Source organism: Cellulosimicrobium sp. SJTW-1 (assembly GCF_047716875.1).
Classification (GTDB): domain Bacteria; phylum Actinomycetota; class Actinomycetes; order Actinomycetales; family Cellulomonadaceae; genus Cellulosimicrobium; species Cellulosimicrobium funkei.
Map to the genome: position 1 here is coordinate 1,230,503 of NZ_CP136680.1, position 17,496 is coordinate 1,247,998.

16 protein-coding genes are annotated in these 17,496 nt (G+C 74.3%); 8 read left to right on the plus strand and 8 right to left on the minus strand.

Translation table 11 applies throughout. The features are described 5' to 3' along the window. Position 1: 1 nt before the first annotated feature. From cobA to RSE42_RS05625, 5 genes are read right to left on the minus strand one after another with little or no spacing between them, the layout of a single operon-like run. Positions 2-1,399 carry a uroporphyrinogen-III C-methyltransferase gene (cobA, locus tag RSE42_RS05605; RefSeq protein ID WP_409141032.1) on the minus strand — a complete coding sequence of 466 codons (1,398 nt, stop codon included), beginning with the start codon at positions 1,397-1,399 and terminating at the stop codon, positions 2-4. A gap of 20 nt (positions 1,400-1,419) precedes the next feature. After that, positions 1,420-2,808: a sulfate adenylyltransferase subunit 1 gene (locus RSE42_RS05610; RefSeq protein ID WP_137280132.1), complete on the minus strand. Its 1,389-nt coding sequence runs from the start codon at positions 2,806-2,808 to the stop codon at positions 1,420-1,422. Further along, the gene (gene cysD / locus RSE42_RS05615; RefSeq protein ID WP_137280133.1) at positions 2,808-3,803 is read right to left on the minus strand and encodes a sulfate adenylyltransferase subunit CysD; all 996 of its coding nucleotides are present in this window, start codon (positions 3,801-3,803) and stop codon (positions 2,808-2,810) included. Before cysD ends, RSE42_RS05610 begins: the two co-directional genes overlap by 1 nt. 8 nt (positions 3,804-3,811) lie before the next feature. Beyond that, positions 3,812-4,699 (minus strand): phosphoadenylyl-sulfate reductase, encoded by an 888-nt coding sequence (locus RSE42_RS05620; RefSeq protein ID WP_415298123.1) that lies wholly within the window; start codon positions 4,697-4,699, stop codon positions 3,812-3,814. Next, positions 4,696-6,465 (minus strand): nitrite/sulfite reductase, encoded by a 1,770-nt coding sequence (locus tag RSE42_RS05625; RefSeq protein WP_043655373.1) that lies wholly within the window; start codon positions 6,463-6,465, stop codon positions 4,696-4,698. Before RSE42_RS05625 ends, RSE42_RS05620 begins: the two co-directional genes overlap by 4 nt. A gap of 411 nt (positions 6,466-6,876) precedes the next feature. Here RSE42_RS05625 and RSE42_RS05630 point away from each other — a divergent pair, with 411 nt between their 5' ends. The 5 genes from RSE42_RS05630 to pcrA all read left to right on the plus strand — a co-directional run bounded on the left by RSE42_RS05630 (position 6,877) and on the right by pcrA (position 11,990). After that, a complete protein-coding gene (locus tag RSE42_RS05630) occupies positions 6,877-7,242 on the plus strand; it encodes a hypothetical protein (RefSeq protein ID WP_137280135.1) in 366 nt (121 codons plus the stop codon). A 100-nt stretch (positions 7,243-7,342) separates the two neighbouring features. After that, positions 7,343-7,903, plus strand: a complete 561-nt coding sequence (locus RSE42_RS05635) for a PadR family transcriptional regulator (RefSeq protein ID WP_034653349.1) — start codon at positions 7,343-7,345, stop codon at positions 7,901-7,903. Continuing rightward, complete coding sequence (locus RSE42_RS05640) at positions 7,900-8,658, plus strand: alpha/beta fold hydrolase (RefSeq protein WP_415298126.1); 759 nt, start codon at positions 7,900-7,902, stop codon at positions 8,656-8,658. The genes RSE42_RS05635 and RSE42_RS05640 overlap by 4 nt, the downstream gene beginning before the upstream one ends. A 27-nt stretch (positions 8,659-8,685) precedes the next feature. Further along, positions 8,686-9,168 carry a DUF456 domain-containing protein gene (locus tag RSE42_RS05645; protein WP_114554412.1) on the plus strand — a complete coding sequence of 161 codons (483 nt, stop codon included), beginning with the start codon at positions 8,686-8,688 and terminating at the stop codon, positions 9,166-9,168. A gap of 68 nt (positions 9,169-9,236) precedes the next feature. After that, positions 9,237-11,990: a DNA helicase PcrA gene (gene pcrA, locus RSE42_RS05650; RefSeq protein WP_415298128.1), complete on the plus strand. Its 2,754-nt coding sequence runs from the start codon at positions 9,237-9,239 to the stop codon at positions 11,988-11,990. 90 nt (positions 11,991-12,080) lie between these two features. Here pcrA and RSE42_RS05655 read toward each other — a convergent pair whose 3' ends face one another. From RSE42_RS05655 to RSE42_RS05665, 3 genes are all read right to left on the minus strand, one after another. Further along, positions 12,081-12,794 (minus strand): DUF6518 family protein, encoded by a 714-nt coding sequence (locus RSE42_RS05655; protein WP_415298130.1) that lies wholly within the window; start codon positions 12,792-12,794, stop codon positions 12,081-12,083. Between the two features lie 172 nt (positions 12,795-12,966). Next, entirely contained in the window at positions 12,967-13,542 is a 576-nt protein-coding gene (locus RSE42_RS05660; RefSeq protein WP_396050768.1) for a Clp protease N-terminal domain-containing protein, read from the minus strand. Between the two features lies 1 nt (position 13,543). Continuing rightward, positions 13,544-13,765 carry a helix-turn-helix domain-containing protein gene (locus RSE42_RS05665; protein ID WP_031316040.1) on the minus strand — a complete coding sequence of 74 codons (222 nt, stop codon included), beginning with the start codon at positions 13,763-13,765 and terminating at the stop codon, positions 13,544-13,546. Between the two features lie 209 nt (positions 13,766-13,974). Here RSE42_RS05665 and sucC point away from each other — a divergent pair, with 209 nt between their 5' ends. From sucC to RSE42_RS05680, 3 genes are all read left to right on the plus strand, one after another. Next, entirely contained in the window at positions 13,975-15,144 is a 1,170-nt protein-coding gene (gene sucC / locus RSE42_RS05670; protein WP_021482339.1) for an ADP-forming succinate--CoA ligase subunit beta, read from the plus strand. A gap of 37 nt (positions 15,145-15,181) precedes the next feature. Then, the gene (gene sucD, locus RSE42_RS05675; RefSeq protein WP_021482340.1) at positions 15,182-16,072 is read left to right on the plus strand and encodes a succinate--CoA ligase subunit alpha; all 891 of its coding nucleotides are present in this window, start codon (positions 15,182-15,184) and stop codon (positions 16,070-16,072) included. Positions 16,073-16,238: 166 nt separating this feature from the next. After that, positions 16,239-17,489, plus strand: coding sequence for a DUF6350 family protein (locus RSE42_RS05680; RefSeq protein WP_415298133.1), 1,251 nt, complete (start codon positions 16,239-16,241; stop codon positions 17,487-17,489). Positions 17,490-17,496: the final 7 nt, after the last annotated feature.

A 17,496-nucleotide genomic window follows, 5' to 3' on the forward strand; every position in this document is an offset into this window, starting at 1 on the left:
CTCAGCGCGGGGCGGGCGGGGTGCGGGGCGGCCAGGCGGGGGAGAGGGTCACCACGTCGCCGACGACGGTCACGGCCGGGGGCCGGACGCCGGCCTCGCGCGCCCGCTCGGCGATGGTCGCGAGCGTCCCGACCGTCGTCCGCTGGCGCGGGCCGTAGCCGTCCTCGACGACCGCGACCGGCGTCTCGGGCGAGCGGCCCTGCGCGACGAGCGCCGCGGCCGTCTCCGCGAGACGCGAGACACCCATGAGCAGGACGACCGTGTGGTCGCTCGCGGCGGGGACCTTCCCGACGTCCTCGTGCCCCGTGAGCACGGTGAACCCGCGCGACAGGCCCCGGTGCGTCACCGGGATGCCCGCGGCGGCGGGCACGGAGACGGCGCTCGTCACGCCGGGCACGACCTCCACCGGGACGCCGTGGGCGCGGCACGCGTCGAGCTCCTCGCCACCCCGCCCGAACACGTACGGGTCGCCGCCCTTGAGCCGGACGACCCGCTTCCCCACGAGCGCGTGGTGCACGAGGATCCGGTTGATCTCGTCCTGCGGCACGGGGTGGTTGCCCGACGTCTTGCCGACGTCCACCACCACGACGTCGTCGCCGAGCTCGGCGAGCAGCGCGCGCGGCGCGAGCCGGTCGACCACGACGACGTCGGCCTCCGCGAGCACCCGGCGCCCGCGCACGGAGATCAGGCCCGCGTCGCCCGGCCCCCCGCCGACGAGGGCGACGGAGCCCACGGGCCGCACGAGCGGGGCCGTGACGGCCCCCGCGGCAGCGGCCTCGTGGCCGTCGTCGCCGGACCCCGCGACGACGGCGCGGGCCGGCCGCACCGCCCGCAGCGGCAGCTCGCCCGTCTCGAGGAGCACCGCGACGGCGTCGCGCACGCGCTGGGCGCGCCGCGGGTCCCGACCGGCGTTGACGGCCACCGTGACCTCGGCCTCCCCGGCCCCGGGCGCGGCGCCCGGCACGAGCGTGCGCGCGACGGCCGGGACCCACGCGGTCGCGCGCTCGGCGTCGCCCGCGGTGACGCAGAAGACGCGGTCCGCCTCGGCGTCGGCCGCGACCTCGGCGTCGACGCGGGCGTCGCCCGTCGCGGTGTGGACGAGCCACGCGCCGTCGAGGTCGCCCGTGAGGTAGTCGCGCCGCACCCAGGAGAGCCGGGCGTCCCGCGCCGGGACGGCCGCCGGGGCGTGCGCCGCGTGACCGGCGGTCCCCGGGCCGTGGGCCGCGAGCAGCTCGGCGAGGTCCTCGCACACGTACGGCGCGACGACGGTCACGACCGCGCCCGCGTCGAGGAGGCCCCGCGTGCGGCGTGCGGCGACGGGGCCGCCGCCGACGACGACGACGCGGCGGCCGTCGAGGCGCAGGCCGAGGGGGTACGTCTCGTGGATGGGTGCGGTCACGGTGCCAGCCTAGGTGTCGTCTAGATCGCGTAGGAGCCGGGGCGTTCCGCCGGGCGGCGGGCGGCGGCGAGCGCGTCGCCGACCATGCCGGCGGCGAGCGTGCCGCCGTCCTGCGCGTCGACGAGCAGGAACGCGCCCGTGCGGCGCGCCACGACGTACTCCTCCGCCGCGACGGGCGACGCGAGCCGCAGCGTCACGCGGCCGATGTCGTTGAGCTCCAGGCGCTCGGCGGGCTCGAGCTCGGCCGTGTCCAGGTCGAGGCGCCCGACGACGTCGCGCACCACGGCCTGCACGGTGCGGGTCGTGTGCTTGAGCAGCACGCGCGCGCCGGGCAGGAGCGGACGGTCGCCCAGCCACGCCACCGTGCCCTCGACGTCCTGCGTGACGTCGGGGGCTTCGGCCGCGGACGCGAGGAGGTCGCCGCGCGCGACGTCCACGTCGTCGGCGAGGCGGATCGTCACCGACTGCGGGGCGAACGCCTCGGTGAGCTCCGCGCCGCTCGCGAGGGAGTCGGCGGTGTCGATCCCGACGACCGTCGTGCGGCGCCCGGAGGGCAGCACCACGACCTCGTCGCCGACCGTCACGACGCCCGACGCGACCTGCCCGGCGTACCCGCGGTAGTCGCGGTAGCGCTCGTCGGCCGCGGCCTGCGGGCGGATGACGACCTGGACGGGGAAGCGGAACGCCTCGGCCTCCGGGTCGTCGCCCGTCGGGAGCTCCTCGAGCAGCTCGAGCAGGCTCGGGCCGTCGTACCAGGGCGTGCGCGCGCTCGCCCGGTCCACGACGTTGTCGCCGACGAGCGCCGAGACGGGGATCGTGTGCACGTCGCCGACGCCGAGCGACGTCGCGGCCGCGCGGATGTCCGCCGCGAGCTCCTCGTAGCGCGCCTCGCTGTAGTCGACGAGGTCGATCTTGTTCACCGCGACGACGACGTGCGGCACGCGCAGCAGGCTCGCGACCGCGAGGTGGCGGCGCGTCTGCTCCAGCAGGCCCTTGCGCGCGTCGATGAGCAGCACGACGACGTCCGCCGTCGACGCCCCGGTCACCGTGTTGCGCGTGTACTGCACGTGGCCGGGGCAGTCGGCGAGGATGAACGACCGGCGCGCGGTCGCGAAGTACCGGTACGCGACGTCGATCGTGATGCCCTGCTCGCGCTCGGCCCGCAGGCCGTCGGTGAGCAGCGCGAGGTCGGCAGTCTCCAGCCCGCGGTCGCGCGAGACGCGCTCGACCGCGTCGAGCTGGTCGGCGAGCACGGACTTCGAGTCGAACAGCAGGCGGCCCACGAGCGTGGACTTGCCGTCGTCGACGGAGCCCGCGGTCGCGAGGCGCAGGAGCGTGCCGCGGCGCGCGTCGTCGAGCGGGGGCGCCGCGTCGGCGGCGACGGTGCCGGTGGTGGTCTGGGTGCCCATCAGAAGTACCCCTCCTTCTTGCGGTCCTCCATGGCGGCCTCGGAGAGGCGGTCGTCGGCGCGGGTCGCGCCGCGCTCGGTGATGCGCGTCGCGGCGACCTCGGCGATGACGTCGTCGACGCCCGCCGCGTCCGAGCGCACGGCGCCGGTGCACGACATGTCGCCGACCGTCCGGTAGCGCACGGTCTCCGTCCGCAGCGACGCGGTCTCGGCGTCCGTGCGGGGCTCCGAGTACGGCCCGACGGCGAGCAGCATCCCGTCGCGGTCGAACACCTCGCGCTCGTGCGCGTAGTAGAGCTCGGGGAGCTCGATGCGTTCGCGCGCGATGTAGCGCCACACGTCGAGCTCGGTCCAGTTCGACAGCGGGAACACGCGCACGTGCTCGCCCGGGCGGTGCCGCCCGTTGTAGAGGTTCCACAGCTCCGGGCGCTGGTTGCGCGGGTCCCACTGGCCGAACTCGTCGCGCAGGGAGAACACGCGCTCCTTGGCGCGCGCCTTCTCCTCGTCGCGACGACCCCCGCCGAACACGGCGTCGAACCGGTGCCCCGAGATGGCGTCGAGCAGCGGCTGCGTCTGGAGCGGGTTGCGCGTGCCGTCGGCGCGCTCGCGCAGCCGGCCGTCGTCGATGTAGTCCTGCACGCGCGCCACCTCGAGCCGCAGGCCGAGGCGCTCGGCCGTGGCGTCGCGGTAGGCCAGGACCTCGGGGAAGTTGTGCCCGGTGTCGACGTGCAGCACGGGGAACGGCACCGGGCCGGGCGCGAAAGCCTTGACCGCGAGGTGCAGCATCACCACGGAGTCCTTGCCGCCGCTGAACAGCAGGACCGGTCGCTCGAACTCGGCGACGACCTCCCGCACGATGTGGATGCCCTCGCTCTCGAGAGCGTCGAGCTGGGCGAGGCGGCGCCCGCCGGGGAGCGCCGCGGCCGGGGTCGTGCCCGCGGCGGCGGAGGCGCCGGGGGAGCCCGGCGCGTCGGTCGTCAGGTCGATGGTCGTCATGCCCGTCCTCATACGTGGAGTCCGCACTCTGTCTTGTCGAGCCCCGCCCAGCGGCCGGCCCTCGGGTCCTCGCCCGGCGCGACGCGCCGGGTGCACGGCTGGCAGCCGATCGACGGGTAGCCGTCGTGGAGCAGGGGGTTGAGCACCACCTGGTGCCGCGCCGCGTACGCGAGCAGGTCGTCGAAGGACCACGCCGCGAGCGGGTTGATCTTCACGAGCCCGTTCTTCTCGTCGAACGTGACGAGCGGCGTGCTCGTCCGGGTCGGCGCCTCGTCGCGACGCACGCCCGTGACCCACACCTCGTAGCCCGCGAGGGTGCGGTGCAGCGGCTCGACCTTGCGCAGCTGGCAGCACAGCGCCGGGTCGCGGCCGAACAGGTCCTTGTCGTGCGCCGCGTCCTGCTGGGCGACCGTGAGCTCGGGCCGGACGTCGACGATCGTCACGTCCAGCTGCTGCTCGACGGCGTCGCGCGTCCCGACGGTCTCGGCGAAGTGGTAGCCCGTGTCGAGGAACAGCACGTCGACCCAGGGGATCTGCGCCGCGACGACGTGGGGGAGCACCGCGTCGGCCATGGAGCACGCGACCGCGACGGACGTCCCGAACTCGCGTGCGGCCCAGGCGACGACCTCGTCGGCGGTCGCCTCCGGGCGCGTGGCGCCCTCGACGCCGGGCGTGCCCACGCCGTGCAGCAGCTCGGCGCCGCGCCGCGCGATCTCGCGCAGCTCGTCGGTCGAGCGCTTCTCCCGGCCCTGCGCGGCCTGCCGCGCACGCTCCGCGTGGTGCGCGGCCTTCGCCTCCTCGCGCTGCTCCGTCCGGGCTCGCGCCGCGGCGCGCAGCGCCGCGAGCGGGTCGGTGCCCGCGGGTGCAGCGGTCCCGCCGGTCAGGTCCGCGGTCATCGGAGCGCCTCCTCGTCCGCGCGGTGCGCCCACTCGGCGAACGTCTCGGAGCCGTCCTTGTCGCTCTCGTAGCGCCGGACGACGCGCTCGACGTAGTCGGTGAGGTCGTCCGCGGTCACCTTCAGCCCGCGGACGGTCCGGCCCATGCCCGCGACCTCGCGGTCGTCGGAGGCCAGCCCGCCGCCCAGGTGGACCTGGAAGCCGGGGACCTGCTGGCCGTCGTCGTCCATGACGAGCTGGCCCTTGAGGCCGATGTCCGCCGTCTGGATGCGCGCGCACGAGTTGGGGCAGCCGTTGACGTGCAGGGAGAGCGGCTTCATCTGGGACAGGTCCCCGAGCCGCTGCTCGAGCTCGTCGATCGTCGCGGTCGCGGTGTCCTTCGTGTCGACGATCGCGAGCTTGCAGTACTCGATGCCGGTGCATGCGATCGTGCTGCGCCGGAACGGGCTCGGCCGGGCGTCGAGGCCGTTCTCCTTGAGCGTCGACACGACGTGCTCGACGTGCTCGTCCGGCACGTCGAGGACGAGGAGCTTCTGGTGCGGGGTGAGGCGCACGCGGTGCGACCCGACCGACTCCGCGAGGTCGGCGACGTTCGCGAGGATCGTGCCGGACACGCGTCCGACGTACGGCGCGGCCCCGACGTAGTTGAGCCCGTCCTTCTGCTTGTGCACGCCCACGTGGTCGCCGGGGACGGACGGCTTGGGCGCCGGGGGGCCGTCGGGCAGCGCGTACCCGAGGTACTCGGTCTCGAGGACCTCGCGGAACCTCTCCGGACCCCAGTCGGCGAGCAGGAACTTCAGGCGTGCCTTGTTGCGCAGCCGGCGGTAGCCGTAGTCGCGGAAGATCTGCACGACGCCGTGCCACACGTCGGGCACCTGCTCCTCGGTGACGAACGCCCCCAGGCGCTCCCCGAGACGCGGGTTCGCGGACAGCCCGCCGCCGACCCACAGGTCGAACCCGACGCCCAGCTCGGGGTGGCGGTGCGCCACGAACGCGACGTCGTTGATCTCGTGGACGACGTCCTGGCTCGGGTGGCCGGTGAGCGCCGTCTTGAACTTGCGGGGCAGGTTCGCGAGCTCGGGGACGCCGATGTACTTCTCAGTGATTCCCGCGACGGCCGGGCCGATGTCGATGAGCTCGTCGGCGGCGATGCCCGCGACCGGGCTGCCGAGCACGACGCGCGGGACGTCCCCGCACGCCTCGGTCGTCTGCAGCCCGACGGACTCCAGGCGGCGCCAGATCTCGGGGACGTCCTCGACCTCGACCCAGTGGAGCTGGATGTTCTGGCGGTCGGTGATGTCCGCGCTGTCGCGGGCGAACTCCGTCGAGATGCCCGCGACGACGCGGAGCTGCTCGGTCGTGAGCGCCCCGCCGTCGATGCGGACCCGGAGCATGAAGTACCGGTCCTCGAGCTCGTGCGGCTCGAGCGTGGCGGTCCGGCCGCCGTCGATCCCGGGCTTGCGCTGCGTGTACAGGCCCCACCAGCGGAAGCGTCCGTGGAGGTCGTCGCCGGGGATGGAGTCGAAGCCGTCGCGCGCGTAGATCGTCTCGATGCGCTCGCGGACGGACAGGCCGCCGTCCTCCTGCTTCCACTTCTCGTTCGCGTTGAGCGGCTCGGTGCCGTCGACCTTCCACTGCCCGTTCGGTCGTGCGGCGCGCGCGGGGCGGTCTCCCGGCGTCCGGGCCGGGCGCTCGGCGGTGCGCGGCGGACGGGCGGGAGGAGTACTGCCGTCCGTGGCCTCGGGCGCAGTCGGTGCCTGCGTCATCGGGGTTCCTCGTGTCCTCGTGGGGGGCGGGGACGCGCGACGGCGAGCGCTCAGCGAGGGTGCTGCGAGTGGCTGAGGACCGACGGCGCGCGCCGGTTCTCAGGGGTTCTCGGGAAGAGAGGCGAGCGATGGCTCGCGCTGAGTCGGGCGCGGTTCAGCGACAACAGCTCAGACACGTGTGCGCGCACGCCGGCGTCCCGTGACCGGAGGTCACGAGGAGGGTGCGGGCAGCCGTGGTCATGCCGAGAACAGTAGCCGCGGTCCGGACGCGTGGACAGCCCCGGTCCGCATGGTGGGAAACCGGAAATAGTAGACCGATTCAGTCTGCTTTGTCGAGCGTCGTGGGTCACCGGGCGCATCTCACCTTGTGCAAAGTTTCACGACAGGGTCGTCAGCAAATACCATGGGCCCATGGAGTTCCTCTACAACGTCTTCGTCGCGCTGCACTTCATCGGGTGGGCCATCGTGCTCGGTGGCTACCTCGCGTCCCTGCGCTCGCCGGGCCTGTACAAGGGCGTCTTCCACGGGGCGCTCACCGCGCTCGTCGCGGGGATCGCCATGGTCGGGATCGGTGAGGCCTCGGTCTGGGGCGACGGTGGCCCGGACATGGCCAAGATCGGCGTCAAGCTGGTCATTGCCCTCGTCGTCGCCGTCCTCGCGTTCGTCGCCAAGCGCCAGGGGGCCAAGTCCTCCGACGGCGCCGTGGCGCCGGGCCTCAAGCACGCCATCGGCGGGCTGACCCTCGTCAACATCCTCGTCGCCGTGTTCTGGAACTGACCGCACCACCGGCACCGGGCCCGTCGACGCTCCGCGTCGGCGGGCCGTCGTCGTCTCGGGAAGCGTTGACCGGGATCTAGGTGCATGGTCCACTAGTCGCATGGTCCTTCGATACCTCGTGCTCGGGCTCCTCACGGTCCGGCCCATGACCGGCTACGACCTCAAGCGCGCGTTCGACACCTCCGTGCACCATTTCTGGGCTGCGGACCGCTCGCAGCTCTACCGCACGCTCGCGGCCCTCGTCGACGCGGGCCTCGCCGAGGTGGAGGTCGTGCCGCAGGAGAGCTACCCCGACCGCAAGGTCCACACGATCACCGCCGCGGGCCGCGCGGCGCTCCGCGACTGGCTCGCCGCGCCGCTCGAGCCGGAGGACGCGCGCGAGCCCTTCCTCGGGCGGTTGTTCTTCGCCGACCAGCTCGACGACGCAGGCGTCCGGGAGCTCCTCGCGTCCCGCCGCGCGCAGGCGGAGGAGGCGGTCGCGGCGCTCACCGCCGAGCAGGAGCGCGTCGCCGCCGTCCTCGCCGACGGCGGTCCCGACGCCGACCGCGTCCGCGGCACCCGCGGGCTCGCCCTGCGCCTCGCCACGCTCCGCCACGGCCTCGCGCACGCCCGGACCGAGCTCGCCTGGCTCGACGAGACCGAGCGCGAGGTGCTCGCGTGAGCGTGCCGGACGCCGTCACCGTCGTCCTGCTGCACGGCGGCAACGTCGCGTCGTGGATGTGGGAGCCGCAGGTCGAGCACCTCGCCGACCTCGACGTCCGGACGCCGGACCTGCCCGGCTTCGGGTCCCGGGCGGCCGAGGACGTCGTGTCGCTGGACGCCACCGCCGACGACGTGGCCGCGCTCGTCGCGGCTCTGCCCGCGGGCCGGGCCGTGCACCTCGTCGGGCTGTCGTACGGCGGGATCGTCGCCCTCCGTGCCGCGGCGCGGCACCCCGGGCTCGTGCGCTCCGTCCTCGCGTCCGGCGCTGCGGTCGACGGCGTGCCCGGGCTCGCCGGCGCCGTCGGGCGCGCGCAGCTCAGGGTGTGGGACCGGCGCTGGTACTGGGAGGCGCAGGCGCGAGCCTTCCGCCTCCCTGCCGACGCGCGCGACCTCTTCGTCCGGTCCGGCCTCGCGATCCGCCGCGACAACATGGCCCGCACGCTGCGCGACGTCTACGGCGGCTGCTGGCCGACGGGCCTCGAGGCGTCGGGCGCGCGCGTCCTCGCCGTCGCGGGCTCGCGCGACGTGCGCGCCGCGCGCTCCGCGCTCGCGACGATCGCCCGCCGGGTGCCGGACGCCGTCGTCCGCCTGGCGCCCGGCATGCACCACCAGTGGAGCGCGGAGGACCCCGACCTGTTCAGCGCGATGATCCGCTCGTGGGTGGTCGACGGCGTCGCGCACCCCCGGCTGGTCCCGCCCGCGGGGCGTGCGTAGCGCGCCGGACGTGCGAGGGTTTCCCCCGTGAGCGTCGGTGGAGAGGTCCTCGTCGGGCTGGCGATCCTGGTCGGGCTGATCGGGATCGTCGTGCAGATCCTGCCCGGGAACGTGCTCGTGCTCGGGGCGATCCTCGTGTGGGCGATCGTCACGGGCGGCACGGCCGCCTGGGTCGTCTTCGCGGTCGCGGCCGTGCTCGTCGTCGCCGCCGAGGTCTCCCAGTACGTGCTCGCGGGTCGGCACATGCGCCGGGCGGACGTCCCGTGGTCGACGCTCGTGTGGGGCGGGATCGCTGGCGTCGTCGGCTTCTTCGTCATCCCGGTGGTCGGGCTCTTCATCGGGTTCGTGCTCGCCGTGTTCCTCGCCGAGCTCGTGCGCCGCCGCGACCGGCACGCCGCCTGGCGTGCGACGGTCGCCGCGATGCAGGCGACCGGCATCACGATCCTCGTCCAGCTCCTCGGCGGGCTGCTCGCCGCCGCGACGTGGGGCATCGGGCTCACGTTCACCTGACGCCTGCCGGTGGACGCGGCGGCCGGGCGGTGCCGGGTGTGGGCGCGGGCGCCTAGGCTGGAGGGGCTATGGCTTCGCTCTTCGAGAACCTCCCGCTGCCCGGCCTCGACACGCTGTTCGACGGCCCGCGCGTCGACCACGGCGGCGAGTCCCGCCTCCCGCGGACCGCCCCGCGCTGGACCGACGACCCGGCCGTGCCCGACGGCGCGGGGTCGCCCGCCGGGGACGGTGCACCGGGCACGACCGGCGGTGCGCCGTCGGGCGAGCGTCGCGGCCGGTACGCGCACCTCGACCCCGACGCGCTGCTCGACGGGCTCAACCCGCAGCAGCGCGAGGCCGTCGTGCACGCGGGCGGGCCGCTGCTCATCGTCGCGGGCGCCGGGTCGGGCAAGACGCGCGTGCTGACGCACCGCATCGCGCACCTGCTCGCCACGGGCCGGGCGCGCGCGGGCCAGATCCTCGCGATCACGTTCACCAACAAGGCCGCGGCCGAGATGCGCGAGCGCGTCGAGGCGCTCGTCGGGCCGTCGGCGCGGAACATGTGGGTCTCCACGTTCCACTCGGCGTGCGTGCGCATCCTGCGGCGGGAGGCGAAGACGCTCGGCCTGCGGTCGAGCTTCTCGATCTACGACGCCGCGGACTCCCAGCGGCTCATCACCCTCGTCACGCGCGAGCTCGACCTGGACCCGAAGAAGTACCCGGCCCGGTCGCTCGCCAACAAGATCTCGGACCTCAAGAACGAGCTCATCGACCCCGAGACCTACGCGCGCGACTCCGGCGCCCACGCGACGGACGACGGCCTCGCGGCGCGGGCCGGCCAGCACGGCGCGAACGTGCCCGAGTTCGACCAGGTGCTCGCCGACGTCTACACGCGCTACCAGGCCCGTCTCGTCGCGGCCAGCGCGCTCGACTTCGACGACATCATCATGACCACGGTGAACCTGCTCCAGGCGTTCCCCGCGGTCGCCGAGCACTACCGCCGCCGGTTCCGCCACGTGCTCGTCGACGAGTACCAGGACACCAACCACGCGCAGTACGTGCTCGTGCGCGAGCTCGCGGGCGTGGGGGAGGACTCCGCGGCGACCGACGCGGCGACGAGCGGCACGGGCGAGGCGCAGGTCCCCGCGCTCGACCCTGCCGAGCTCACGGTCGTCGGCGACGCCGACCAGTCGATCTACGCGTTCCGCGGCGCGACGATCCGCAACATCCTCGAGTTCGAGGCCGACTACCCGGACGCCCGGACCATCCTGCTCGAGCAGAACTACCGCTCGACCCAGAACATCCTCTCGGCCGCCAACGCCGTCATCTCGCGCAACCCCGACCGCAAGCCCAAGCGCCTGTGGACGGACTCCGGCGCGGGCGCGAAGGTCATCGGCTACGTCGCGGACAACGAGCACGAGGAGGCGCGGTTCGTCGCGGAGGAGATCGACCGCCTCGGCGACACCGAGGGCGTGCGCCCCGGCGACGTCGCGGTCTTCTACCGCACGAACGCGCAGTCCCGCGCGCTGGAGGAGGTGCTCATCCGCGTCGGCCTGCCGTACAAGGTCGTCGGGGGCACGCGCTTCTACGAGCGGCGCGAGGTCAAGGACGCCGTGGCGTACCTGCGCGCGATCGACAACCTCGACGACGACGTCAACCTGCGCCGCGTCCTCAACGTGCCCAAGCGCGGTCTCGGCGACCGCGCCGAGGGCGCCGTCGCGGCGCTCGCGGACCGCGAGCGCATCTCGTTCGGCGCGGCGCTGGCCCGCATCGACGAGATCCCCGGCCTGACGAACCGCACGCTCAACCCGCTGCGCGCCTTCGCGGAGCTGATGACCGGGCTGCGCGAGCTCGCCGACTCCGGCGCGAGCCCGTCCGAGATCCTCGGCGCCGTCCTCGACCGCACGGGCTACCTCGCCGAGCTGCGCGCGAGCGACGACCCGCAGGACGCGACGCGCGTCGAGAACCTCGCCGAGCTGCACGCCGTCGCGACGGAGTTCAGCGAGCTCGACCCCGAGGGCACGCTGTCCGACTTTCTCGAGCGCGTCTCGCTCGTCGCCGACGCGGACCAGATCCCCGCGGACGACGGCGCCGACGAGGACGACGAGGGCGAGGAGAAGGAGGACCCGGGCGTCGTCACGCTCATGACCCTGCACACCGCGAAGGGCCTCGAGTTCCCCGTCGTCTTCCTCACCGGCATGGAGGACGGCACGTTCCCGCACATGCGGTCCCTGCACGACGACGCCGAGCTCGCCGAGGAGCGCCGCCTCGCCTACGTGGGCATCACCCGCGCGCGCGAGCGGCTCTACGTGTCGCGGTCCGCGGTGCGCTCCGCGTGGGGCATGGCGAACGAGTTCCCACCGAGCCGGTTCCTCGAGGAGATCCCCGAGGAGCTGTGGGACTGGCGGCGGCGCGAGTCGTCGATGGCGACGCTGCGCGCGGGCGGGTCCGTCTGGGGCCGCGGGTCGGGCTCGTGGTCCGGTTCGCGTTCCGGATTCGGGTCGGGGGCGCGGACAGGCGCCGACGACGACGGGTCTACCATCCGCGGCCCTCGTTCCTCGGGCCGCTCCCGCCAGACCCGCCACGACCCGTCGTCGTCGGCCCCTGCCCGCGCCGCGTTCGGCTCGCCTTCCGGCGGGGCGAAGTTCGGTTCGGCGACGCCGCGGGCCGACGGGGAGGTGCCGAACCTCGCCGTCGGCGACAAGGTCACGCACGACGCGTACGGGCTCGGGACGGTCGTCTCGCTCGAGGGCGCGGGGCCGAACGCCGTCGCGAAGATCGACTTCGGCGCGGACGGCACCAAGCGGCTGCTGCTGCGGTACTCGCCCGTCACCAAGCTCTGACGCGCCACGCTCCGACGCACCACGTGCCGACACACAGGGCGCTCGACCGGCCGGTCGAGCGCCCTGCGTGCGCGGGGGACGTCCGCCGCGTCAGCCGATCGTGCCGAGCGCGCGGTAGGCGAGGACGAACGCCGTCGCGACGACGGCGGTGCCTCCCGCGGCGACGGCCGCCGGGACGGGGCCGCGCAGACGCCGGGTCAGCATCGCGGCGAGAAGGACGAGCGACGCGAGCCCGATCACGACCCAGTACGTGGCGCCCGTCGTCTCGACGACCGTGGTGAGCCCGTACACCGACTCGCCGATGCCGATGCCCGCGAGCACCGCCGTGCCGAGAGCCGCACGCAACCCGGCCCGCCACAGCCACGCCGCCGCGACCCCGACGAACGGGCCGACGACGAGACCGACCACCCCGAACAGCGTCGGGTCGTAGAAGAACCCGCGCAGGTCGGCGGCGACCGTGTACCCGAGGGTGAGCAGCACGAAGCTCGCCGCGCCCAGCACGGCGGCGTGCCAGGTCCGGGTCCGCGCGTCGCGCGCGGCCCAGGCGACGAGGAGCGCGGTGAGCAGGGTCCAGCCGCTCGCCGAGTTCGCGAAGGGGGCTGCGGCGTCGGGCAGGAAGCCCTGGGCGAAGGACGTGAGGCCGCCGAGCAGGAAGCTCGCGGCGAGCACGACGGCGCCCCGCGCCCACGGCTGTCCACCGGGCACCGGGGCGCCGGCGTGGCGGCCCGGCGTGGAGCGCGTGCGGAGGGCGGAGGCGTCGGAGCGGGAGTCCGAGCGGTGGGGGAGCGCAGTCTGGTCGGGCACACCCCGACGGTAGGTGCGCCGGGCGCCGCGGGGCGTCAGCCCGTCGTCGGGCACGGGCGCGCGCCCGGTCCTCCCGTAGCACGACGACCGAGCCCGAGGAGCCTGCCGTGACGCTGCCGTCGGCCGCTCGCCCGCCCCTGGCCCGACCGCGACGTGCGGCGCGGCGTGCCGGTCAGGACGCCGCGCGGTGCCGGGTCGAGAGCGCGACGCGCAGGCCGGCGTCGTCCGACCCGGCGGCCGTGAGCGCGCCGGTGAGCGCCCGGTGCGCCGTCGAGCCCGTGCTGCGCGCGACGGCCGCGAGGACGTGGCCCGAGTCGATCACGCGCGAAGCGTCGTGCACGGCCTCGCGGAGCGAGAGCTCGAGCACCTTCTTCGCCTCGGGGGTGAACGGGATGTGCGCGCGGCCTCGGCGGCGCCCGCGGCCCCGCGCGTCGTCCGCTGCCCGGTCGAGCGCGCCAGGGCCGAACGCGGCGTCCGTGCGGGCCCGGACCTGGTCCAGGTCGATCCCGAGCGCCGCGAGCGCGGGGCCGTCGAGCGGGTCGAGCCCGCCGGCGGCGTCGACCTCGCGCTCGAGGTCGGCCGGACTCACGCCGACCGCGCCGAGCGCGGCCGCCCCGGCGCCGCCCTCCTGCCGGGCGAGCGACAGGAGCAGGTGCACCCCGTCGATGGTGTCGTCGCCGCGCTCCCGCGCGACCTCCTGGGCGCCGACCACGGTCTCCCGGGCGTCGGCGGCGAAGCGTTCGAACATGTCACGACCTCCTCGTGGTGCGGGACGCGCCGTACTTCTTGTGCACGGCCTGACGCGTGACGCCGAGCCGGTCGGCGATCTCCTGCCAGGACCAGCCGAGCGACCGGGCGTGCTCGACCTGGAGCGCCTCGAGGCGCTCGGCCAGCACGCGCAGCGACCGCACGGCCCGCAGCCCGACGTCCGGGTCGGTGCTGCTCGCGGCGTCCATGTCGACGGGTTCCATGCGTGTCAATCTAGGTTGACGCTCGCTGTGATGTCAACAGTGGTTGACGCCCGCCGTACGGGGTGACGAAGGGAACACCGGTCCGCGAGCCGCCGCAGCGGCCCCGGATAGGCGCGCCCCGGAGCGGGGGCTACCCTGTACGGGGATGTCTTGATGTCGAGACATCGGTCATGCCGCACACGGCGCATCAGACGGAAGGACGCAGCAGGGTGGACCTGTTCGAATACCAGGCGCGTGACATCTTCGAGAAGCACGGCGTGCCCGTGCTGGGCGGGGTCGTCGCGACGACGCCCGAGGAGGCCCGCGCGGGAGCCGAGAAGCTCGGCGGGGGCACCGTGGTCGTCAAGGCCCAGGTGAAGACCGGCGGCCGCGGCAAGGCCGGCGGCGTGAAGCTCGCCCACTCGCCCGAGGAGGCCGCCGAGAAGGCGTCCGAGATCCTCGGCATGGACATCAAGGGCCACACCGTCCACCGCGTGATGGTGGCGCAGGGTGCCAAGATCGCCGAGGAGTTCTACTTCTCGGTGCTGCTGGACCGCTCGAACCGCAACTACCTCGCCATGTGCTCCGTCGAGGGCGGCATGGAGATCGAGCAGCTCGCCGTCGAGCGCCCCGAGGCGCTCGCCAAGGTCGCCGTCGACCCGATCGTGGGCATCGACGAGGCGAAGGCGCGCGAGATCGTCGACGCCGCGGGCTTCGCCGAGGAGCTCAAGGCTCCGGTCGCCGACGTCATCCGCTCGCTGTGGACCGTGTTCACGGCCGAGGACGCGACGCTCGTCGAGGTGAACCCGCTCGTCCGCACCGAGGACGGCTCGATCATCGCGCTCGACGGCAAGGTCACGCTGGACGACAACGCGTCGGAGGTCCGTCACCCGGACCACGAGGCGCTGGAGGACAAGGAGTCGACCGACCCGCTCGAGGCCAAGGCCAAGGAGAACGGCCTCAACTACGTCAAGCTCGACGGCGAGGTCGGCATCATCGGCAACGGCGCCGGGCTCGTCATGAGCACGCTGGACGTCGTCGCGTACGCGGGCGAGGAGCACGGCGGCGTCAAGCCGGCCAACTTCCTCGACATCGGCGGCGGCGCGAACGCGCAGGTCATGGCGAACGGTCTCGACGTCATCCTCAACGACCCGCAGGTCAAGTCGGTCTTCGTCAACGTCTTCGGTGGCATCACCGCGTGCGACGAGGTCGCGAAGGGCATCGTGGGCGCGCTCGAGATCCTCGGCGACGAGGCGACCAAGCCGCTCGTCGTGCGCCTCGACGGCAACAACGTGGAGCTCGGCCGCGCGATCCTGCGCGAGGCGAACCACCCGCTCGTGACCCTCGCCGAGACCATGGACGGCGGTGCCGCCAAGGCGGCCGAGCTGGCCAACGCCTGATCGCCCGTAGACGCGGAAAGCTGAGACAGAGAACACCATGTCGATCTACCTGAACTCCGACTCCAAGATCATCGTCCAGGGCATCACCGGCGGGATGGGTGCCAAGCACACCGCCCTCATGCTCGACTCGGGCGCGCAGATCGTCGGCGGCGTCAACGCCCGCAAGGCCGGCACGACCGTCACGCACAAGGACCACGAGGGCAACGACGTCACGCTGCCGGTGTTCGGCACCGTCGCCGAGGCGATGGCCGAGACGGGCGCGAACGTGTCCGTCCTGTTCGTCCCGCCGGCGTTCACCAAGGACGCCGCGATCGAGGCGATCGACGCCGAGATGCCGCTCATCGTCGTCATCACCGAGGGCGTGCCCGTCCAGGACACGGCCGAGGTCTGGGCCTACCTGCAGGGCAAGGGCACGCGCATGATCGGCCCCAACTGCCCCGGCATCATCACGCCGGGCGAGTCGCTCGCCGGCATCACCCCGCACACCATCACGGGCAAGGGCCCGGTCGGTCTCGTGTCGAAGTCGGGCACGCTGACCTACCAGATGATGTACGAGCTCAAGGACCTCGGCTTCTCGACCGCCATCGGCATCGGCGGCGACCCGATCGTCGGCACCACGCACATCGACGCGCTCGAGGCGTTCGAGAACGACCCCGAGACCAAGGCGATCGTCATGATCGGCGAGATCGGCGGCGACGCCGAGGAGCGCGCCGCGGCGTACATCAAGGAGCACGTCACGAAGCCGGTCGTCGGCTACGTCGCGGGCTTCACCGCCCCCGAGGGCAAGACGATGGGCCACGCCGGCGCCATCGTCTCCGGCTCCGCGGGCACCGCCCAGGCGAAGAAGGAGGCCCTGGAGGCCGTCGGCGTCAAGGTCGGCAAGACGCCGTCCGAGACCGCCGCGCTCCTGCGCGAGGTCCTCGCCTGACCCCTGGCTCCGTCGGGCCGCACGGTCCGCTGCCACGCCGTACGACGCCCCGCGACCGGTCCACCGGTCGCGGGGCGTCGTCGTCCCCGGGGCCGGTGGCGCCGGTAGTCTGGCGCGCCGGGGCGAATGCCCCGAACCGACCTCTCGATCGACGACGATGGGCACCATGAGCACCACCAGCACGACTCGCGGTGCGCGCACGCGCACCGTGGAAGGCAGCCCGGCACCCGCACCCGTCGGGGTGCGCCGTGCACCGTCCGGCGTGCTCGCCGCGCTCCAGGCGCTCACCCTGTCGCTCGCCGTCGTCGTGCTCCCGGGCGTCGTCGCGTTCCTGGCGTCCTCGACCGGGGCGTCCGAGGGGACGGGCTGGGGGCAGTCGGTCACCGTCGCGGCCGGCTTCTGGCTCCTCGGCCACGGCGTCCCGCTCGTCGCGAGCGGCACGACGGTCACGCTCGTCCCGCTCGGTCTCACCGCCCTCGCGCTCTTCTGCTGCTTCGCGTCGGCACGCCGCTCGGCGCACACCGCGGTCTCCGCCTGGGTGGCCGGCACCGTCACGTACGCGCTCGCGACGCTCGGCGTCGCGCTGCTCGCCGGCTCGACGCCGCCCTGGGGGCTCGGGGTCGCCGTCGTCGGGGGAGCCGTCGTCGGGGGTCTCGGGCTCGGCGGCGGGATCCTCGCGCGCCCGGACGCGCCGTTCGTCGCCGACCTCGCCGGGCGCCTCGACCGGGTCGTGCCGCCGACGGTGCGGCTCGGGCTGCGGGGCGGTCTGCTCGGCACGAGCCTGCTCGCCGGGGCGTCCGCCGTGGTCGTCGGCGCGTGGCTCGTCGCGGGCCGCGCGACGTCGGGCGACATCGTCGCCGGGCTCGTGCCAGGGACCGTCGGGGGGATCGTCCTCGCGCTCGGCCAGCTCGCCGTGCTGCCCAACCTCGTGGCGTGGGCCGGGGCGTGGCTCGTCGGCCCCGGGTTCGCCGTGGGCGAGGGGAGCACGTTCGCGCCCGCCGGGTCGGAGCCGGGTGCGCTGCCCGCGATCCCGCTCCTCGGGGCGCTGCCCGGCGACGACTGGACCAACGCCCTCACGCCCTGGGTGCCGGCCGGCGTCGTCGCGCTCGGCGTCGTCGCGGGCGTGTTCGTCTGGCGGCGCCTGCGCGACGTGACGGGCACCCACCCCGACGACGTCGTCCCCTGGTCCGCCGTCGTCCTCGCGCTCGCCGGCGTCGCGCTCGCGTCCGGCCTGCTCGTCGGGCTCGTGAGCTGGCTCGCGGGGGGAGCGGTGGGCCCCGGCCGGCTCGAGGTCGTGGGCGCGGACGCGCTCGTCGTCGGCGCGCTCGCCGCGGCCGAGATCGGCGGTGGCGCCGCGCTCGCCGTCCTGTGGTCCCGGCTCGAGGTCCTGGGCCGGCACCACCGCGACGCCGGCTGACCCGCGG